This window comes from Pseudomonas bijieensis, assembly GCF_013347965.1.
GTDB classification, from domain to species: Bacteria; Pseudomonadota; Gammaproteobacteria; order Pseudomonadales; family Pseudomonadaceae; genus Aquipseudomonas; species Aquipseudomonas bijieensis.
The window spans coordinates 5,796,630-5,817,028 of sequence record NZ_CP048810.1 but is presented as its reverse complement, the minus strand read 5'-3'; the positions used below and the strand labels follow the sequence as shown (position 1 = coordinate 5,817,028).

General features: G+C 61.0%; 18 protein-coding genes and 1 pseudogene. 7 read left to right on the top strand and 12 right to left on the bottom strand.

What is annotated here, in order from left to right:
* Position 1: 1 nt before the first annotated feature.
* From GN234_RS25715 to GN234_RS25705, 3 genes and pseudogenes are all read right to left on the bottom strand, one after another.
* Positions 2-1,349: pseudogene (locus GN234_RS25715) on the bottom strand (ATP-binding protein).
* Entirely contained in the window at positions 1,346-2,023 is a 678-nt protein-coding gene (locus tag GN234_RS25710) for a response regulator (protein WP_109753944.1), read from the bottom strand. Before GN234_RS25710 ends, GN234_RS25715 begins: the two are co-directional and overlap by 4 nt.
* A gap of 106 nt (positions 2,024-2,129) precedes the next feature.
* Complete coding sequence (locus GN234_RS25705) at positions 2,130-2,729, bottom strand: hypothetical protein (RefSeq protein WP_109753943.1); 600 nt, start codon at positions 2,727-2,729, stop codon at positions 2,130-2,132.
* 143 nt (positions 2,730-2,872) lie between these two features.
* Between GN234_RS25705 and GN234_RS25700 the strand changes: the two genes are divergently transcribed.
* Both GN234_RS25700 and GN234_RS25695 read left to right on the top strand, forming a co-directional pair.
* Positions 2,873-3,661: a dienelactone hydrolase family protein gene (locus GN234_RS25700; RefSeq protein WP_116833259.1), complete on the top strand. Its 789-nt coding sequence runs from the start codon at positions 2,873-2,875 to the stop codon at positions 3,659-3,661.
* Positions 3,662-3,862: 201 nt separating this feature from the next.
* Positions 3,863-4,588 carry a 4'-phosphopantetheinyl transferase family protein gene (locus tag GN234_RS25695; protein ID WP_204334236.1) on the top strand — a complete coding sequence of 242 codons (726 nt, stop codon included), beginning with the start codon at positions 3,863-3,865 and terminating at the stop codon, positions 4,586-4,588.
* A 61-nt stretch (positions 4,589-4,649) separates the two neighbouring features.
* On the opposite strand, the gene GN234_RS25690 is transcribed toward GN234_RS25695, so the two are convergent.
* Complete coding sequence (locus GN234_RS25690; protein ID WP_109753940.1) at positions 4,650-6,260, bottom strand: ATP-binding protein; 1,611 nt, start codon at positions 6,258-6,260, stop codon at positions 4,650-4,652.
* Positions 6,257-6,979 carry a response regulator gene (locus GN234_RS25685; RefSeq protein ID WP_109753939.1) on the bottom strand — a complete coding sequence of 241 codons (723 nt, stop codon included), beginning with the start codon at positions 6,977-6,979 and terminating at the stop codon, positions 6,257-6,259. Before GN234_RS25685 ends, GN234_RS25690 begins: the two co-directional genes overlap by 4 nt.
* Positions 6,980-7,857: 878 nt before the next feature.
* On the opposite strand from GN234_RS25685, the gene GN234_RS25680 reads away from it, so the two are divergent.
* On the top strand, positions 7,858-10,749 hold the full coding sequence (locus tag GN234_RS25680; protein WP_109753938.1) for a ribonucleoside-diphosphate reductase subunit alpha: 2,892 nt from the start codon (positions 7,858-7,860) through the stop codon (positions 10,747-10,749).
* 378 nt (positions 10,750-11,127) lie between these two features.
* Here the strand turns inward: GN234_RS25680 and flgE are convergent, their stop codons facing one another.
* The 6 genes from flgE to GN234_RS25650 form a co-directional block, all read right to left on the bottom strand.
* Positions 11,128-12,444, bottom strand: a complete 1,317-nt coding sequence (gene flgE / locus GN234_RS25675) for a flagellar hook protein FlgE (RefSeq protein ID WP_116833262.1) — start codon at positions 12,442-12,444, stop codon at positions 11,128-11,130.
* A gap of 28 nt (positions 12,445-12,472) precedes the next feature.
* Positions 12,473-13,195, bottom strand: coding sequence for a flagellar hook assembly protein FlgD (flgD, locus tag GN234_RS25670; RefSeq protein WP_109753936.1), 723 nt, complete (start codon positions 13,193-13,195; stop codon positions 12,473-12,475).
* 15 nt (positions 13,196-13,210) lie between these two features.
* Positions 13,211-13,654, bottom strand: a complete 444-nt coding sequence (gene flgC / locus GN234_RS25665; protein ID WP_003204730.1) for a flagellar basal body rod protein FlgC — start codon at positions 13,652-13,654, stop codon at positions 13,211-13,213.
* A gap of 3 nt (positions 13,655-13,657) precedes the next feature.
* Positions 13,658-14,065 (bottom strand): flagellar basal body rod protein FlgB, encoded by a 408-nt coding sequence (flgB, locus tag GN234_RS25660; RefSeq protein WP_003204732.1) that lies wholly within the window; start codon positions 14,063-14,065, stop codon positions 13,658-13,660.
* Positions 14,066-14,424: 359 nt separating this feature from the next.
* Complete coding sequence (gene cheR, locus GN234_RS25655; RefSeq protein WP_109753935.1) at positions 14,425-15,252, bottom strand: protein-glutamate O-methyltransferase CheR; 828 nt, start codon at positions 15,250-15,252, stop codon at positions 14,425-14,427.
* 57 nt (positions 15,253-15,309) lie between these two features.
* Entirely contained in the window at positions 15,310-16,236 is a 927-nt protein-coding gene (locus GN234_RS25650) for a chemotaxis protein CheV (RefSeq protein ID WP_060741036.1), read from the bottom strand.
* A gap of 78 nt (positions 16,237-16,314) precedes the next feature.
* On the opposite strand from GN234_RS25650, the gene flgA reads away from it, so the two are divergent.
* The 4 genes from flgA (at position 16,315) to GN234_RS25630 (ending at position 18,926) form a co-directional block, all read left to right on the top strand.
* The gene (gene flgA / locus GN234_RS25645) at positions 16,315-17,079 is read left to right on the top strand and encodes a flagellar basal body P-ring formation chaperone FlgA (RefSeq protein ID WP_063324729.1); all 765 of its coding nucleotides are present in this window, start codon (positions 16,315-16,317) and stop codon (positions 17,077-17,079) included.
* A 172-nt stretch (positions 17,080-17,251) separates the two neighbouring features.
* The gene (gene flgM / locus GN234_RS25640) at positions 17,252-17,569 is read left to right on the top strand and encodes a flagellar biosynthesis anti-sigma factor FlgM (RefSeq protein ID WP_109753934.1); all 318 of its coding nucleotides are present in this window, start codon (positions 17,252-17,254) and stop codon (positions 17,567-17,569) included.
* Positions 17,570-17,619: 50 nt separating this feature from the next.
* Positions 17,620-18,087, top strand: coding sequence for a flagella synthesis protein FlgN (locus GN234_RS25635; RefSeq protein WP_109753933.1), 468 nt, complete (start codon positions 17,620-17,622; stop codon positions 18,085-18,087).
* 92 nt (positions 18,088-18,179) lie between these two features.
* Complete coding sequence (locus tag GN234_RS25630) at positions 18,180-18,926, top strand: flagellar brake protein (protein WP_176689251.1); 747 nt, start codon at positions 18,180-18,182, stop codon at positions 18,924-18,926.
* Between the two features lie 62 nt (positions 18,927-18,988).
* On the opposite strand, the gene GN234_RS25625 is transcribed toward GN234_RS25630, so the two are convergent.
* Positions 18,989-20,356, bottom strand: a complete 1,368-nt coding sequence (locus tag GN234_RS25625) for an MFS transporter (RefSeq protein WP_109753931.1) — start codon at positions 20,354-20,356, stop codon at positions 18,989-18,991.
* Positions 20,357-20,399: the final 43 nt, after the last annotated feature.

Genomic DNA, 20,399 nt, shown 5'->3' with positions numbered 1-20,399 from the left:
GTCAAACCACCGGAAAATGAATCCGGAACGCCGCCCCGCCCAGCTCTGAATCCCCCCAAAGTCAACTTGGCGCCGTAGCTGTCGATGATGTCCTTGACCACCGCCAGGCCAATGCCCTGCCCCGGATGCTGGCGATCCAGCCGCTCACCACGCTGGAGAATCCGCGCTCGTTGATCCGGTGGCACGCCCGGCCCGTCGTCCTCGACACTCAACTCCATGCCACCGAGGGTCTGGTGCACGCTCACGCGTACCTCGCCCAGGCATAGCCGATAGGCGTTCTCCAACAGGTTGCCGAGCATCTCCAGCAAGGCGCCCTGTTCGATTGGCACCTGACACTGCTCCGGCAGATCGAAACTGACATTGACCCGTTTGTCGCGATAGACCTTGTCCAAGGTATCGCACAGGCTTTGCAGCACCGGGCGCAAGCGCACCTGATGGCGCACCAGCCCGCTTTTGCGCAGGCTGGCGCGCTGCAACTGATAGCCGATCTGCTGGCTCATGCGCTCGATCTGGCTCTGCAACACCCAGGCCTGCCCACGATCCTCGGGACGCCGGGCCATGTCTTCGCTGACACCCTGCAATACCGCCAGCGGGGTTTTCAGGCTGTGGGCCAGGTCATCAAGAGAGTCGCGGTAACGGCTGCGCTGCTCCCGTTCGCTGTAGAGCAGGCGGTTGAGGGAACCGGTCAGGCGCAACAGCTCCCGAGGGTGCTCGGTACTGAGGCTTTCCCGGGCTCCGCTTTCGATCTCGTCCAGCTCCTGACTCAGCCGTCGTAGCGCCCGCAGGCCCCAGGTCAAGCCGATCCACAGCAGCGCCAGCAGCACCACCAAGGCAGCGCCGAAGCCCAGGTAGAGATTGTCCCGCAAGCCTTGCAGGGTCACCTCGTAATCGCGCACCGGTTGCAGGGTGACGATGCTGAACGCCGCGTTCTGGCCGCCGAGCAGCTTGATCTCGACGTCATAGACAAAAAACTCCTGGCCGTCGTTCTCGCGAATGCGCGCGAACTGATTGCCCTGGCCGTCATAACGCGGCGTGTAATTGATGTTTTCTTCCTGGGTGGCCTTGGAGCGCCACACCAGCCGCCCCTCGCGATCATAGATGTAGCCCAGCAGGCGGGCGTCAGCGAGGTTGAAGCGCTCATCGGGCAGTTGCGTCGGCATCTTCAAGCGGTTGTTTTCCACCCGGGCGGCGGAAATCAGCGTGGTCACGTCCGAGGCCAGGCGTTGCTCGATGGACTCCTGCAACGCCAGGCTGAACGCGCCTTGCATGGCCGGCAACAGTGCCAGCATGAACAGCACTGCCAAGGTCATGGCAGCCAGCATCAACCGCAGCCGAAGCGAACGAATCACTGGCAGCGCTCGTTGAACAGGTAGCCCAGGCCGCGCACGGTGTCGATGGGTTTGAAGCCGGCGGGGGCTTCCAGCTTGCGGCGCAGGCGCCCGACCAGCACTTCGATGACATTGGGATCGCGCTCATCGTCATCGGGATAAAGCTGTTCCATCAAGCGATCCTTGGCGACCACCTGCTGGTGATGACGCATCAGGTATTCAAGGATTCGGTATTCGTAGGCGGTCAGCGCCAGCGGCTCGTCGCCCAGGGACGCCTGCTTGCGATTGAGGTCGAGCAACAGCGGGCCAGCCACGATGGTCGACTGGGTGAAGCCGCTGGAGCGACGCAGCAGGGCATTCAGGCGGGCCTCCAGCTCTTCGAACTGGAACGGCTTGACCACGTAGTCATCGGCGCCGGCGGCCAGGCCTTCGACCTTGTCCTGCCAGTTGCCGCGGGCGGTCAGGATCAGGATCGGAAACGTCTTGTCCTGGGAGCGCAGCCGGCGGATCAGTTCCAGCCCGCTGATGCCCGGCAGGCCCAGGTCGATCACCGCCAGGTCATGGTTGAACTCGCGGACCTGGTACAAGGCCTCTTCGGCATTGGCCACGGCCTGCACCACATGGCCGCTGTCGCTAAGACGGGTTTGCAGGTGATGACGCAACAGCGCTTCGTCTTCGACGACCAGTAATTTCATGGAGCCTCTCCACAGGCAAAATCAAACAATCCAGCACCACGCACCTCAACGAAAGGCGCCGGATCGTCTTCGACCGATCCGGCTGGATACGCTCACCATCGACCGCTTAGAACGTGTAGTTGGCGGACAGGTACGTCTGGGCGCTGCTGGTCAGGTCCAGCGAGCCGACCTTGTCGCCGCCGTGCGGGCTCATCTCGGTGCTGGCGTTGCTGCGCAGGTAACGGTAACCCAGTTCAACCGAGGTGTTTTGCGAAATTTGTTGCAGGACGCCCCCTTGCAGGCCCACCGCGTAGCCGATGTCGCTGTCGCGACTGTAGCCGGGAGAGTCCTGGGTCAGCTTGGTCAGGCCCGCCGTGCCGCCGCCGAACAGTTTGGTGCTGCTGGTGACCGGATAGAACACATCGTAGCTGCCCAGCAGGTTTTCCTGGCGCAACTTGATGCCGTTGTGGGTGCCCGAGACGTTGTCGTAGGTGGCGTAGTAGCGGCCCTGGTCGTTTTGCTTGCCCAGTCGCAGGCCATACGTGGTGTCCTTGCCGATGACGCCGTCGGCGTTGGGGTTGTTCAGGGCGCTGTCCAAGGCGTTGGATTTCTTGACTTTGTCGCTGGTCTGGCCAAGGGTCAGGCTGGCGAAGTTGTCATCGGCGTGGGCCATGGCAGTGGCACCCAGCACGGTGAAAGCCAACAGCAGTTTTTTCATAGCAGTCATGATCAAGTTCCTTTGCAACGTGGGTGGTGTGTGAAGTCGCTGTCACGTTAACCAGCGGTCCCTGAACACCCCTTGAACGTTCTCTGAACCTGCGCTGAATGAATCGGCTAATCTGAGCGAACCATTTTTTAAGGAGATCCATCATGCGCAGGCTGCTTGCAGTTGTACTTCTGGCCTTTAGCGGTGCGAGCCTCGCCGCCATCCAGACCCAGGAAATCCCCTACACCAGCGCCGACGGCACCAAGCTGATCGGTTATTACGCCTATGACGACGCCGTCAAAGGCCCGCGCCCAGGTGTGGTAGTGGTGCATGAATGGTGGGGGCTCAACGACTACGCCAAGCGCCGCGCCCGTGACCTCGCGGGCCTGGGCTACAGCGCCCTGGCCATCGACATGTACGGCGACGGCAAGAACACCGAGCATCCCAAGGACGCCATGGCCTTCATGCAAGCGGCGCTCAAGGACAGCAAGGCGGCCAGCGCCCGTTTCCAGGCCGGATTGGACCTGCTGAAGAAACAGCCCCAGACCGATCCGGACAAACTCGCCGCCATCGGCTACTGCTTCGGAGGCAAGGTAGTACTCGATGCAGCGCGCCAAGGCGTGCCGCTGGCCGGCGTAGTGAGCTTCCACGGTGCGCTGGTGACCAACACCCCGGCAACGCCGGGCAGCGTCAAGGCCAAGGTGCTGGTCGAGCATGGAGCCCTGGACAGCATGGTCACCCAGGACAACGTCACTGCGTTCAAGAGCGAGATGGACAAGGCCGGTGCCGACTATAAATTCGTCAGCCTCGAAGGCGCCAAGCACGGTTTCAGCAACCCCGACGCCGACCGGTTGAGCCACGGCGAACATGGCGGACCGGACATCGGCTACAACAAAGAAGCCGATGAGAAGTCGTGGGCGGATATGCAGAAATTCTTCAAGAAAATCTTCTGATACATCCCTCCTGTGGCGAGGGGATTGTGGGAGCAAAGCTTGCTCGCGACCCAGGCGACTCGATTTCTGGAGGACCACATCGCCTTCATCGCGGGCAAGCCTTGCTCCCACAGCAAGCTCCCTCGCCACAAAAGCCAGCCATGCCCCACATAACAACCACGCCACTACCCAGCCTCAAGCCAACCCGGCAAAATGCCCGGCATGAATACACTCCCCGCCCTGCCCGCCTGCTGCTCGCCTTTGGATGAACATTGGCTCCTGCCCGATGCCCTGCCCGGAACAGTGCTGCTGAGCACCCGCTTCGACCCGTTGTTGCTGGTGGGCGCCGACTTCCCTAACAGTGCCATCGAGCCACCGGCAAGCATCCAGCGCTCGGTAGCCAAGCGCCAGGCAGAATTCCTGGCCGGGCGGATCTGTGCCCGGGCGGCTTTGCAGAGGCTCGACGGTCAAACCTGCGTGCCGGCCATCGGCGAAGACCGTGCCCCGGTGTGGCCTGCTCACGTCAGTGGTTCGATCACCCACAGCACTGGCCGTGCAGCGGCAATCGTCGCGAGAAAAGAACACTGGCAGGGGCTGGGCATGGACGTGGAGAACCTGCTCGACCCCGAGCGCGCCGAACGCCTGGCCGGTGAAATCCTCACATCGCCAGAGTTGCAGCGTATGGCCCAGCTCACGCGCGATGAGCGGGCCTTACTGGTGACCCTGACCTTTTCAGTGAAGGAAAGCCTGTTCAAGGCGCTGTATCCCATCGTCAGGCAGCGCTTTTATTTCGAGCATGCCGAAGTGCTGGACTGGACACACGATGGGCAGGTGCGCCTGCGCTTGCTGACGGACCTGTCGGCGGAGTGGCGCCATGGCAGTGAATTGCAGGCGCGGTTTGGGGTGAAGGATGGGCAGCTATTGAGCCTGGTGGGGATCAAGGCCTGAGATTTGTGGTGTTTGGAAGGGCCTCATCGCGAGCAGGCTCGCGATGGGGTCGCCACATCTCTCAAGACCGGTCCTGATGCCTCGGCCAACTCAAGCTGAAACAGGCCCCGCCCAGGCTCTTGCTCTTGCCGATCAGCGCCCGACCATCGTGCCAGTGGATGATTCGCCGCACGATCGACAGCCCCAGCCCATGGCCGCCCGAAGCCCGGGCGCGGCTGTCGTCCAGGCGCAGGAAGGGTTTGAAGATCCGTTCCCAGGCCGCTTCCGGCACGCCGGGCCCGTCGTCTTCCACGTCCACCCGACAGCGCAACTGGCCCACCTGGTAACTGACGGTGACCCGGGAATTGGCGTGGCGCATGGCATTGCCCACCAGGTTCTGCAGGGCGCGATGCAGGAAGCGCGGTTCGGCCTCGACCCAGGCGCCGTCGCAATCGGCGGCCGACAGGCATAGACCGCGCTCGACCGTGATTCCGGCCCGCAACGGCCCCAGCTCATCGATCACTTGATTGACCAGCGCGTCCAGATCCACCCGTTGGAAATTCAAGGCCGGTGAGCCTTGTTCCAGGCGCGCGTAGGTGAGCATTTCGTCCACCAGCCGATCCAGGTCCTCGATGTCGTGGTCCATGCCCGCCAGGTACTTGTCCCGGGCCTGGGGCGTGGTGGCGCTGCCGAGCATTTCCAGGCCGAAGCGCAGGCGCGCCACCGGCGTGCGCAATTCGTGGGACACCGCGCGCACCAGCTCCCGCTGAATCGCCAACAGTTGCTGCAAGTGCTCGGCCATGCCGTTGAAGGCCGCGGCCAGTCGCCCGACCGAATCGGCACCGCGGGCCGGCACCCGGGTTTCCAGGCTGCCCTGGGCGATCTGGGTGGCGGCTGACTCCAGGCCACGCAAGCGCCGCTCCAGTTGACGCACCAACAGGTAGACGATCAATCCGATCAGGCTCAACCCCAGCGCCGCGATCAGCACCAGCCATTGCGGCGGATAAGGGTTCATCTGGTACAGCGGACCGATCTCCAGCACCCATGGCGTGCCGACCATGCCGGCGAATACCCGGATGGAGTCGCCACCCTTGCCCAGCGCCATCACCGTATCGCCCTCGGACACCCGACGGCGCTGGTCTTCGTCCATGTCCGCCTGTACGACGGTCATCAGTCGCAAGTCGAAACCGAAGCCTTTTTCCTCCTTGAGTTGCGCGAGCCGTTCGGGCTGCTCACCCACCGGGTAGCGCACCAATTCGTCGGCCAGCAGGTAAATAGTCGCACGGGCCAGTTGTTCGCTGATCTGCTGGACTTCCCCCACCAGCATCAGTTGCTCGCCATCGCTGACCAGCCGATAGACCTTCGCCGCATGCGGCCCGGTCTGTTCCACCAAGGCCTGGCCGCGTAATACGCGGGTGCGCTGCCCGAGATCGAGGTCGGTCTGGGCGAAGGTCTGCAACGCCAGGGGGATGCCCAGCAGGCGCTCCCACACCGCCAAGGCTCGCCGCCGTTCGGTGTCGTTCATCGGCCGCAGGTTGTCAGCCATCAGCGAAAACGTGCCGTGGGCCAGGCGCTCGCGGTATTGCTCACTGCGGGTCTGGTTGAGCAAGTGCAGGGCCAGTACGCCGAGCACCGCCACCAGCACCAGTGCCGCGCACATGCCGCCATAAATGCGCAGGAAGATCGAATTCACGGCGCCAGGTCTACGCAAGCTTCAGGAACGAACAGGTAGCCTTTGCTGCGGATGGTCTTGATCAGCCGTGGATGATCCGGGTCGTCGCCGATCTTGGGGCGGATGCGCGAAATGCGCACATCGATGGAACGGTCCTGGCCGTCATACCCGATGCCGCGCAGGGCAGTGAAGATTTCTTCCCGGGACAGGATGCGCCCGGCATTGGACACCAACAGCCACAGCAGGTCGAATTCAGCGCTGGTCAGCTCGATACCGTTGCCCTGCAACCAGGCCTCGCGCAGGGCATCATCGACCACCAGTGGGCCGAACTGCAGGCGTCGCTGCTTTTGCGCGGCGCTCGGCTCCGGCTCACTGCGCCGCAGCAAGGCCTGGATGCGCGCCAACAGCAAGCGCGGGCGCACCGGCTTGCAGACGTAATCATCGGCGCCCAGGTCCAGGCCCTGGATCTGATCGGTGTCGTCGCTACGAGCTGTGAGCATCAGGATCGGCCCATCATACTGCTCGCGCACCTTGCGACAGATGCTCAGGCCGTCTTCGCCGGGCAGCATCAGGTCGAGGACCACCAGGTCCGGCTGCTCGGCGATGATCCGCGCGGCCGCCACCGCGCCATCGCCTTCGATGGCGACACGCAGTCCGTTGCTTTCGAGGTATTCCCGGGTCAGCTCGGCCAGACGCTGGTCATCCTCGACGATCAATATCTGCCAGGCTTCTTGTTCCACTGGGGGCCCCTCTTGCTGCGAATATAAAAGGAAGGATCAGCATCGCCCCTTGTGGCGAGGGGATTTATCCCCGCTGGGTCGCGGAGCGGCCCCCTGCGTTCTGTCTGACCCGCACGGTCGCCAATTCTGGGCCGCTTCGCCGCCCAACGGGGATAAATCCCCTCGCCACAAGGGACCGCTTCGGATACCGCTCCCCCATCTTTTTGTCATGTTAAAGGAGGATAAACACACTCATGCACGGGCCGATTGTATAAACGTCACCTGCACAGAAAACAAGCGGACAAATGTGTTTCGATCGGGTCGGTTTTATGTGGTAACGTCCGCGCCCGCAAAAAACCACCGGGCTGTTTTCTGATCGTCGAAACCGATGAAAAAAGGTCCACTCCAGCTAGGTCGCGGCCTACAGAGCAGTTCCAGGTTTCTCACACAAATTACGCACAGGCTTATCCACAGGTAGTACGTTGCATACCCCCCGAAAACGCATTATCTTGTAGCCCGCCGCGTAAAAAACCCTACATGTAGGGTTTCAGGCCAAAAACCAAACACAAGTCGGACAGAGAATTCAAGCGCTTTTCTTGCTTCTGTCCAGCTGAAACACCGTATTTCCCCAAGCCCAGACCGCCCCTGCGGATGGCAGCTGTTTCAAGGTCGAAAACGACCGAAACGGTACGGGTGTTGCAGTCAATTGCTGCCACCCCGACAACCCGGTTTCGAGCCCTGCTCGCAACCTGAGAACTTCGGATGGAAGCGGCATTAAACGCCTGCTTCCTACTGTCCCGAAGTTGTTATGCCCGGCGCCAGTCGGTTGTAGTGCTTCAGGACGGAACGGTGGGCACCGTGATGGTGCCCAAACAAACATAAAGAACGTGGAGACACCCATGCACACCGACACAACTCGCGAGAACCCGCAGGGCACCGCGCCGCTGGCCGCCGATTCGAGCCCGGATCTGTCCGCCACCGCGCCGGGCCAATTGCGTGTGATCAAGCGTAACGGCACTGTCGTTCCTTACACCGATGACAAGATCACCGTCGCCATCACCAAAGCGTTTCTCGCAGTTGAAGGCGGCACCGCTGCCGCTTCGTCGCGAATCCATGACACCGTGGCCCGCCTGACCGAACAGGTCACCGCGACCTTCAAGCGTCGCATGCCTTCGGGCGGCACCATCCACATCGAAGAAATCCAAGACCAGGTCGAACTGGCCCTGATGCGTGCCGGCGAGCAGAAAGTGGCCCGCGACTACGTGATCTACCGTGACTCCCGCGCCAAGGAACGTGCTACCCGCTCCCCAGCCGACGCACCGGTCCAGGCTCACCCGTCCATCCGTATCGCCCGCGCCGACGGCAGCCTGGCGCCGCTGGACATGGGCCGCCTGAACACCATCGTCACCGAGGCCTGCGAAGGCCTGGAAGAAGTCGATGGCGACCTGATCCAGCGCGAAACCCTGAAAAACCTCTATGACGGCGTCGCCCTCAAGGACGTCAACACCGCTCTGGTGATGACCGCCCGGACCCTGGTGGAACGCGAGCCGAACTACTCCTTCGTGACCGCTCGCCTGCTGATGGACACCCTGCGTGCCGAAGGCCTGAGCTTCCTGGAAGTCGCCGAAAGCGCGACCCACCACGAAATGGTCGACCTGTACGCCAAGGCGTTGCCGGCCTACGTCGCCAAGGGCATCGAGTTCGAATTGCTGAACCCGGTGCTGGCCGAATTCGACCTGGAAAAGCTCGGCAAGGCCATCAACCACGAACGCGACCAGCAGTTCACCTACCTGGGCCTGCAAACCCTGTACGACCGCTACTTCATCCACAAGGATGGCGTGCGTTTCGAACTGCCGCAGATCTTCTTCATGCGCGTGGCCATGGGCCTGGCGATCGAAGAAAAACAGCGTGAAGACCGCGCCATCGAGTTCTACAACCTGTTGTCGTCCTTCGACTACATGGCCTCGACTCCAACCCTGTTCAACGCCGGCACCCTGCGTCCACAGTTGTCGAGCTGCTACCTGACCACCGTTCCGGATGACCTGTCGGGCATCTACGGCGCCATCCACGACAACGCCATGCTGTCGAAATTCGCTGGCGGCCTGGGCAACGACTGGACCCCGGTTCGCGCATTGGGCTCGTACATCAAGGGCACCAACGGCAAATCCCAGGGCGTCGTGCCGTTCCTCAAAGTGGTCAACGACACCGCAGTCGCGGTCAACCAGGGCGGCAAGCGCAAGGGCGCGGTCTGTGCCTACCTGGAAACCTGGCACATGGACATCGAAGAGTTCATCGAGCTGCGCAAGAACACCGGTGATGACCGTCGTCGTACCCACGACATGAACACCGCCAACTGGATCCCTGACCTGTTCATGAAGCGTGTCTTCGACGACGGCAAGTGGACCCTGTTCTCGCCATCCGAAGTGCCGGACCTGCACGACCTGACCGGCAAGGCTTTCGAAGAGCGCTACGAGTACTACGAAGCCCTGACCGAGTACAACAAGATCAAGCTGTTCAAAGTCGTCCAGGCCAAAGACCTGTGGCGCAAGATGCTGTCGATGCTGTTCGAGACCGGCCACCCATGGCTGACCTTCAAGGACCCGTGCAACCTGCGCAGCCCGCAACAGCACGTGGGCGTGGTCCACAGCTCGAACCTGTGCACCGAGATCACCCTGAACACCAACAAGGATGAGATCGCGGTCTGCAACCTGGGCTCGATCAACCTGCCGAACCACATCGTCGACGGCAAGCTGGACACCGCCAAGCTGCAACGCACCGTGAACACCGCCGTGCGCATGCTCGACAACGTAATCGACATCAACTACTACTCGGTGCCGCAAGCGAAGAACTCCAACTTCAAGCACCGTCCGGTCGGCCTGGGCATCATGGGCTTCCAGGACGCGCTGTACCTGCAGCACATCCCGTACGGTTCGGACGCTGCCGTCGAGTTCGCCGACAAGTCCATGGAAGCGGTCAGCTACTACGCGATCCAGGCTTCCTGCGACCTGGCCGACGAGCGCGGCGCCTACGAGACGTTCCAGGGTTCGCTGTGGTCCAAGGGCATCCTGCCGCTGGACTCGCAACAGATCCTGATCGCCCAACGTGGCCAGAAGTACATCGACGTGGACCTGAACGAATCCCTGGACTGGGCACCGGTTCGCGCCCGTGTGCAGAAAGGCATCCGTAACTCCAACATCATGGCCATCGCACCGACCGCGACCATCGCCAACATCACCGGCGTATCGCAGTCGATCGAACCGACCTACCAGAACCTGTATGTGAAATCGAACCTGTCGGGCGAATTCACCGTGATCAACCCGTACCTGGTTCGCGACCTCAAGGCTCGCGGCCTGTGGGACTCGGTGATGATCAACGACCTGAAGTACTACGACGGTTCGGTGCAACAGATCGAGCGCATCCCGCAAGAGCTCAAAGCGCTCTACGCCACCGCGTTCGAAGTGGACACCAAGTGGATCGTCGACGCCGCCAGCCGTCGCCAGAAGTGGATCGACCAGGCTCAGTCGCTGAACCTGTACATCGCCGGCGCTTCGGGCAAGAAGCTGGACGTGACCTACCGCATGGCCTGGTACCGTGGCCTGAAAACCACCTACTACCTCCGTGCCCTGGCCGCCACCAGCACCGAGAAGTCGACCATCAACACCGGCAAGCTGAACGCTGTTTCCAGCGGCGGCAACCACGGTGACGATTCGGTCCTGGCGGCTCCAGCGGGACCGGCGCCAGTGCCAAAGGCCTGCGCGATCGACGAGCCGGATTGCGAAGCTTGCCAATAAGCTGAGCGAGCGGGCGTGTAAAAAGCGCCCGCTGAAGAAGCCCCCGATAGACCGCTGGTTTATCGGGGGTTTTCTTTTGCCTGGAGGAAATCAGCGCCTGACCCGGCGCTCATCGCGAGCAGGCTCGTTCCCACAAAGGTCAGGCGGTACACATCACTACTGTGGGAGCGGGCTTGCTCGCGAAGGCGTTGGCACATTCATCATCGCCGCAAGCAGACCCACCGCTTTCGCGAGCAAGCCCGCTCCCACATTGGAATGCGCCCACCTGTTGTGAGCCTGCTCGCGATGAGGCCGGGACAGGCGCCAAAAAAATCGCCGCACACAAAAAAAGCCCCTCTTGCGAGGGGCTCTTTGTGCAGCTTCAAGCAACCGTTGACATCAAGCCATCTGAATGATGGTCTGCATGATGGTGCTCTGGGTGGAGATGGTCTTGGCGTTCGCCTGGTAGTTGCTCTGGGCCTTGATCAACTCGACCAGTTCGTTGGTCAGGTTGACGTTGGACTCTTCCAGGGCGTTGGAGACGATCGAACCCAAGGTGCCGGTTTGCGGAGCATCGTAGCCTGGGATACCCGAGGCGAAGGTTTCCTTCCAGCTGGTACCACCTACCGGCTGCAGACCTTGCTCGTTGGTGAAGCTGGCGAGCGCGAGCTGACCGATCGGCTTGGTCTGGTTGTTGCTGAAGTTGGCCAGCAATACTCCGCTGCCGTCGATGGTCAGGTTGGTGATCTGGCCGGTGGCGTAGCCGTTCTGGGTCGGAATCGAGCGCGCGGTATCGGCGTTGTACTGGCTGGTGTTGCCCATGGAAATCGTGATAGTGGGTGCACTCGCGGCGCCGTTGGCGGCCCATACGCCGTTGGTCACGGTGCCAGGTACCCAGCCAGTCAACACCAGGTCGCTGTTGATGGTCGGCGTAGTGGCAGGCGGCACTGGCGGCGTGCTGACCTGAGTCAGCTTGCCGCTCGAATCAAAGCTCATGGTCGAAGGAATGGGAGCGTTCGCACCGGTCGTGGTCGGCGCGGTGCCGTTCAGGTTACGACCATCGATCAAGGTATAGACGTTCCAGGTGTTGCCGGCAGTCTTGACCATGTACTGGTCCATGGAGTGCTGGTTGCCCTGGGTGTCATAGACCGGGGTGGTGAACTGCTTGGTGAACGTGGCCGTGTCGGCCGGATTGAACGCCGCGGTGATCGCCGTCGCCGTCGAGTTCAGGTTGATCGTCGAGGACACCAGGCTGGTGGCCGTCGGCGGCAGGTTGGAGGTGTCGATGCGCAGGTCGGTCAGGATGCCGTTCTGGATCTTGCCGTTGGCATCCACGCCATAGCCCTGCAGGCGCGCAGTGCCGTCACTGTTGGTGATGTAGCCTTCCTTGTCGGTCTTGAAGGTACCGGCACGGGTGTAGCTCAGGGAGCCGTCGTTGCTCAGGACAAAGAAGCCCTGGCCCTGGATACCCATGTCCAGCACGTTGCCGGTGTTGTTCACGTCACCCTGGCCGAACTGCTGGGAAACGTTGGCCAGGCGCACGCCGTTGCCGACGGTCTTGCTGCCCGAGCCCAGCCTGGTGGCCGAGTAGACGTCTTCGAATTCCGCGCGGGACGATTTGAAACCGGTGGTCGCCACGTTGGCGATGTTGTTGCCGGTCACGTCCAGCTGTTTGTTGGCTGCATAGAGACCGCTAAGGCCGATGTTAAAAGACATGTTGACTCCTTTTGCCGGTTAGTCGGCTCTACATACCAATAGTTTGTACTTTGGACAGGGCGATGCTGCCCAGCCCGGCCAGGTTGAGCATCAGCTCACCGCCCGTCTGGCTGATCGTCACGCTGCTGACCGTGGCCGGCAGGTTGGTGATCAGCGACGTGGCCTTGCCGTCGATGGTGGTCGAGGCCGCGAAGGTGTAGGTGCCCGATTCGACCGTCGTGCCCGCGTCGTTCTTGCCATCCCAGATGAAGGCGGAGTTGCCGGCCTTCTGGCTACCCAGGTCAATGGTGCGAACGGTCTTGCCGTCCTTGTCCACGATCTTGACGGCAACGGAGGACACCGATGTCGGTACCACCACGGTGCCGTTGAGGCTCTTGGAGGTATCGACCACGGCCTTGTCGCCCGGGGCAATGACCGAGCGCCCGACCAGGGACGAAGCCTGCAAGGCCTGGGACGAGTTGTAGTTGCCGGCGATGCCGCTCACGGTCTCGTTGAGGGTGGTGATGCCCTCCAGGCTGCTGAACTGTGCCAGTTGGGCAACGAACTCGCCGTTATCCTGTGGCTCCAACGGGTTCTGGTTTTTCAGCTGGGTAACCAGCAACTGCAAGAACGCATCCTTGCCCAGCTCCTGGTTGCCGCTCGCAGCCTTTGTCGCACTCCCCAGGCCATCGGTGGTGGTGTTGGTCTTGACCGAGGAGTTGGCCAGAATCTCGTTGAGGCTCAAACCACTTGTTGTACTGGTAACGCTCATGTGACTCGCCCCTTATCACTGACCGAGGGTCAGGACCTTCTGCATCATGGTTTTGGCGGTGTTCATCATTTCGGCGTTGGTCTGGAACGAACGACTGGCGGAAATCATGTCGGCCATTTCTTCGACGACGTTGACGTTCGGGTAGTAGACGTAACCCTTGGCGTCCGCAGCCGGATGGTTGGGCTCATAACGGGCTTCGAGGTTGCTCTGGTCTTCGACCACGCCAAGCACCTGTACGCCCTGACCGGCCGCGTCCTGTTCCTGGAACAGCGAGTCGCTGCCGCCGGACTGGCCGCCCTGGAACATGGTGGCGAATACCGGGTGGCGGGCGCGGTAGGTCTGGTCGATGCTCGACGAAACGGTTTCGGCGTTGGCAATGTTACTGGCGACGGTGTTCAGGCGAGTGGTCTGGGCACTCATGGCACTGCCGGCAATGTTGAATACGCTAGCAATCGACATGGCTTACTCTCCGCGCAGGGCCGATACCAGCCCTTTGAACTTGCTGTTGAGCAGGGTGAAGCTGGCCTGGAAGTTCACGGAGTTTTCCGCGTAGTTGGACTGTTCCAGTTGAGCGTCCACGGTGTTCTGGTCGATCGAAGGCTGCATCGGCGTGCGATACATCAGCGATTCGTCGCCATTGCCCAGGCCTTCTGCCTCGATATGACGGCTGTTGGTCATGTTCAGGGCGAAATGGCCGTTCTTGGTCTTCTCGTTCTGCTCGGCGAGCACTTTGGAGAAGTCCAGGTCCCGAGCCTTGTAGTTCGGGGTATCGGCGTTGGCGATGTTATTGGCCAGGACTTCGGCACGCTGGGCGCGGAAGCTCAGGGCCTGTTCGTGGATACCGAGCGCTTTATCGAAGCTGATGCTCATGTCGGAAACCTTTGGGTGACCAGAATGTACGTACGACGGCTAAAGCAAGCGTCGTGCCATTTCCAAAAAACCCCATAAACCGGGGCTTTGCGGACACCGGCAAGGCGGCAATGCCAGAAAAGCGGCAACTGGTTTCCGCTGGCTGCCGCTTTTCTGCCGCTTCTGCAGGATGGATGCGTTCCGTTGTGGGAGCGAGCCTGCTCGCGATAGCGGTGTGTCAGTCCACATCAATGTCGCCTGGAATACCGCATCGCGAGCAGGCTCGCTCCCACAGGAAGCTGTAGTGAATTGGAAAAAACTGGCACAAAAAAAACGGGAGCCCCAAGGGACTCCCGTTTTTTTTTGACAACCTGAACGAATCACTTCGCCTGGTAGATGATCCCCGGGCTGCACTGGACCATCTGGTAATGATCCGGCAAACCGTTCAACGCTTCGGAGGCGCCAAGGAACAGGTAGCCGCCCGGCTTGAGCGTGCCGTGGATGCGCAGCAGGATGTCCTTCTTCACTTCGGCGGAGAAATAGATCAACACGTTGCGGCAGAACACGATGTCGAACTTGCCCAGGCTGGCGTAGCTGTCCAGCAGGTTGAACGAGCGGAATTCCACCCGGCTCTTGATCGGCGCCTTGACCACCCATTTGCCCGGCCCTTTCGGGTCGAAGTAGCGTTGCAGGCGATCCGGCGACAGGCCCCGGCCGATGGCCAGGCTGTCGTACTCGCCGGTCTTGCAGTTATTGAGCATGGTCCCGGACAGGTCAGTGGCGACGATCTGCACGCCGCCTTTCAACTGGCCGAGGTTGGACCGTTCGAACTCATCGATGGTCATCGACAACGAATAGGGTTCCTGTCCCGACGAGCAGGCCGCCGACCAGATTCGCAGGCGTTGGCCCGGGCTGGCCTTGATGGCCGCCGGCAGCACCTTATTCTTCAACACCTCGAACGGATAGGTGTCACGAAACCACAAGGTTTCGTTGGTGGTCATCGCGTCCACCACCATCTCGCGCAAGCCACTGCGCGGCTGGCTCTGGATACGCTGCACCAGTTCGCCCAATGACTTGAGGCCCTGTTGTTCCATCAATTTATTGAGACGGCTCGACACCAGGTATTGCTTGTTTTCACCAAGCAAGATGCCACAGGCTTTTTCCAGGAAGACCCGGAACTGTTCGAAATCCAAATTACCCGTAGACAAGATACCGCCTCTTTCATCGCGTTGACTTGCCGGGCGCACAACGCGCCCGACCTTTGCTTACTCTGCTGCCTTGATCCGATCGACTACCCGGGAAGCCAGGTCATCGGGCCGGAATTTCGCCAGGAAATCGTCGGCACCGACCTTCTTGACCATCGCCTGGTTGAAAACACCGGACAACGAAGTATGCAAGATGATATGCAGCTTTTGCATACGTGGGTCGCTGCGGATTTCCGACGTCAGGGTATACCCGTCCATCTCCGGCATCTCGATGTCGGAGATCATCATCAGGAATTCTTCCTCGGGCTTCTTGCCCTCGTCGACCAGCGCGCGCAGATAATCCAGCGCCTGACGCCCATCGTTCAACGCCACTACCTCGACACCGACCGTTTGTAGACAGCGGGTCACCTGCTTACGTGCCACCGAAGAATCATCGACGGTCAATACCCGCAGCGAAATCGCCTTGTGCTGGGTCTCGGCGTCCACCACACCCGCGGAAATAGCCTCCGGAGTGGGAGCCACTTCAGCGAGGATCTTCTCCACGTCGATGATTTCCACCAACTGGTTATCGACCCGGGTCACTGCCGTCAGGTAGTGATCGCGACCAGTACCCTTGGGCGGTGGATGGATCTCCTCCCAGTTCATGTTAACGATGCGTTCCACCGAGCGCACCAGGAAACCCTGGGTCTTGGTGTTGTACTCGGTGATAATCACAAACGGATTGCTCTGGTCCAGCAACCGACCGGAACCGGTCGCCATCGCCAGGTCGAGGATCGGGATGGTCGCTCCCCGGATATTGGCCACCCCGCACACAACGGGACTGGACTTGGGCATCAACGTCAGCTTGGGGCATTGCAGCACCTCGCGGACCTTGAAGACGTTGATCCCATACATTTGTTGGCCGTCGAGACGGAACAACAACAGCTCCAGGCGATTTTGACCGACCAGCTGAGTGCGCTGGTTTACCGAATCCATTACTCCCGCCATGCCCTGACTCCTACATAACGCTAATGTGTCCGACGCGCATTCATCACTAAACGGCACGGGGCTTGCTATTGAACCGGCATGAACGCACAAACGACATTTTCTCGACGCCTGACCACTCACTGCCGCCATTGGCTCGGTGCACTGCTGGCTGTCTGCCTGTTCACTTCGGGCGGTCCTGCCCTTGCTGCTGTTCCGGTTACCTTGCCTGATCTCCTTATCGGCGTCACTCAGGGCTTTCTTGAATTCACCGTAGAAGACTATCTGGCTACCAGTCAAACCGAAGGGCGCTACGAAATCGAAGTCAACCAGCTCGACCCGCGCCTGCGCATGCCGATGTGCGACAAGGAATTGACTGCTTCGCTGGAGAGTCCGGCCAGGCCCCTGGGCCGCGTCACGGTGAAGGTTCGTTGCGACAGCGCCGCGCCCTGGACGGTGTTCGTGCCGGCTCAAGTGCGCCTGTTTCGAGAAATTGTCACGACCACTCGTCCGCTCAAGCGGGCCGGGATTGTCGAGCCCCAGGACGTGATGTTGCGCGAACGGGACATCAGCCAGATCACCCAAGGTTTCCTGACCTCCGTTGACCAGGCCATCGGGCAGAAACTTGTCCGACCAATGGTCGCCGATCAGGTCGTGACGCTGGTGCACCTGGAGCAGGCCGAAGTGGTCCGCAAGGGCGACCAGGTGGTCATCACCGCCCGCAGTGGCTCCCTGGCCGTGCGGATGCCCGGCGAGGCCCTGTCCAACGGCGGCATGCGTGAACAGATACGGGTAAAAAACCTCAACTCCCAACGCGTGATCAAGGCGCAAGTGATGGCCCCAGGCCAAGTGGAAGTGGCGATGTAGTGATCCGGTAAAGGAGGTAGAAAGCTGGCGCTTGATCCCGGTGTTCCCTAGACTGTGCCTTACGCAAAGGCAAGCGCAGACGTGCGCATGCTCATTGAATAAATGAGCCTAAAGTTTTTTTGGGGATGGCCGAAAACATGGCAAGCGTCCAAATACCCAGAGGTTTTTTACCATGGTCATCGATTTCAATCGTTTAAACAGCTCTTCACCGTTGACAGGCACTACGCGTACCAGCGCGACCAAGGAAACCGCCGAAGCCGGTAAATCCGCGCCGCTGCCTACAGCAGCCGAACAGGTCAGCAACGGGGAGTCGGTACACCTCAGCAATGAGGCTCAGCAGTTGCAGAAGGTCACTGACAAGCTGCGCGATCAACCTGTCGTCGACAAGGCCCGCGTGGCCGAGTTGAAAGCAGCCATCGCTGATGGCAGCTACAAAGTCGACAGCAACCGCGTAGCCAGCAAACTGCTCAACTTCGAAGCCCAGCGCTAGGCCGCCCCGCCTGCGCCAGGCTTTTGGACGCTTAAGACCCAAGGCCAGCCATGCACGATACTAATTTATTGCAACTGATCATCGACGACTTTGTTCCAGCGCAACAATTGCTGGAATTGTTGCAGGCCGAATCCGTGGCACTGCACGGTCGCGACATGCCTCTGCTGGAGAACATCCTGGCGCAGAAACAGGCATTGATCATCTTGCTTGACCAGCATGGCCGCAAACGCAGCGAGATCCTCGCCAGCCTCAACTTGCCCGCCAGTCATGACGGCCTTGAGCAATTGGCCAGCCAGTCGACGATCGGCGACCAGTTGCTGTCCCAGAGTAAAGTGCTCAACGACCTGCTCGCCCAATGCCAGGCGACCAACGCCCGCAACGGCCAGTCGATCCAGATGCAGCAGGCCGCCACCGCCAACCAATTGCGCATCCTGAACGGTGGTGAGATCCCGACGCTGTATGACGCTAGCGGCTCGACGGCCAGAATGGTCAAGCACCGCCCGCTCAGCCAGGCATGAAACGAACAATGCCTTCGCTCTATCAACGCGCGATACATGCTGGCAAAATGCTGGCTATTCGTAGTCGTATTTTGCCTGGAGATTGACCCACCGTGTTCAATGCCTCAAACGCGGATGATGCTCCGCAGCCACCCAAGGTCCTCACCACGCCCCTGGAAATCTCCGGCAACCTGCGGATGCTGCAAGATAGCCACGACCCGCTGATCATTACGTTCCATGAACGCACCCAGCGCTTCCAGAGCTATCTGGTCAACGTCGATCGCGAGACCAACTCCATCGCCCTGGATGAAATGATCCCCCGGGATGGCGAGCGTTTCCTGCTGGCCGGCGAGCCGTTTCGTGTCGAGGGTTTTCATGATGGCGTGCGCATCGCATGGGATGGCAAGGGTCCACTGACCATTGACGAATCCAGCGACGGTCGCTGCTATCGCGGTGCCCTGCCCGACGAAGTGGTCTATCACCAACGCCGCAACGCCTTCCGCGCCGCCCTGAAACTGGCGCAACTGGTGAACGTTGAACTGGGCGGCGACAAGCTCAAGTCACCCGTGGACGGCAAGCTGCTGGACATCTCCGCCACCGGTTGCAAATTGCGTTTCGACGGCGACATCACCGAACGGCTGCAATTGGGCCAGGTGTATGAGCGCTTCATCGCAGCCCTGCCGTTTGGCAACATGACCGCGCCAGTCGAGCTGCGTTACCTGCATTTCGAAGAAAGGATCAACACCACGTTCGCCGGCGTACGCTTCCACAACATCAGTGGCCTGGTGCAACGGCAGGTCGAGCGGTTCGTCTACCAGCTCCAGCGTGAAGCGCGGCGCTTCGATAAAGACGACCTCTGATCGTCGAGCCATAAAAAACGGGCAGTCCCTTGCGGTGACTGCCCGTTTTTTTTATGCCTGCTTCAAGGCCTGGCCTGGGTAAAGCTGGGTGTCTCCGGTTCGTCAGACGCCGCTTCGGCTTCAGTAGCCGGCTCTGCGACCGGCTCAGGCTCCACGTCCGGATTGGCCGGCGTCTGCATCTGCTCCTGCACCACCTGCTCATCCACCCGGGGATCGAGGCACGCCACCAAAGGCGAACTCGACATACTGTCCGGCATCGCCACGTGATGCAGCGGCGCGTCATCGACCTGATGCAGGTTGGTCACCGCTTTCGGCCGGATCCGCCATACCAGTACCAAGGCGAAGAAAGCGAAAAAACCGTACAGCATCTGGCTGCCGAACATCTTCATCAGCACGCCGGCCACCAGCGGCCCGATGCTGGCACCAATGCCATAGGTCACCAGCAACATGGCCGTCAGCGACACCCGGCGATCCCCTTCGACGTGGTCGTTGGAAAAGGCCACTGCCAACGGGTACAGGCAAAACTGAACCAGCGAACAGCAGAAGCCCGCCACAAACAACACTTCCAGCGGCACCTTCGGCAGGATCGCCAGCGGCAGTGCGCAGATCGCCAGGAACAGCGCAAAACAGCGAATCAGCATCGCCCGGTCATAACGGTCGGACAGCCACCCCAGCGGCCACTGCACCAGCAGCCCGGCGAAGATGCAGCTACCCATGAACAGGCCGACCTGCTCGGTGGACAGGCCCTGCTGGGACGCGTACAGCGGCGCCAGGCCATAGAACGAGCCAACGATCAGCCCCGACCCCAGTACCGTGCTCAACGACTGGGGGACACGCTTGATGAAGAAACGCGGCTCCATCGGCGCCGGACGCAGCGGGGCCGGGTGAATCCGCCGGGTCAGCGCCACCGGCACCAGGCACAGGGCGAAACACAGCGCCACCAGCATCAGCAGCTCCAGGCCCAGGGCCGGGTGCATGACCAGGATCAACTGACCCAGCACCAAGCCCAGGTACGAGGCGATCATGTAGCCGCTGAACACCACTCCCCGTTGCTTGGCATCGGCCTGTTCGTTGAGCCAGCTCTCGATGACCATGTATTGGCACATCATCCCGAGGCCGACGATCATCCGCAGCACGATCCAGGCCGGCAGCCAGTTCACCAGGCCATGGCCCAGCACTGCCGCGCCGACGATCCCGGCGCAGGCCGAATAAGCGCGAATGTGCCCGACGCGGGCGATCAGCCGATGGCCGATCTTGCCACCCAGCACCAGGCCGAAATAGTTGGCGGCCATCAGCGCACCGACCCAGAGGCTGTCCACATGGTCGGCGGCCAGGCGCAAGGCCAGGTAAGTACTCAAGAGGCCCGAGCCGATCAACATCATCAGCGAGGCGAAATAAAGCGCTCGAAAAGGTTTCCAGATTTGGCGCATCGGCGTTCCGAGCGGCTCCTTGAGGTGAGTAAGGGCTATCTAT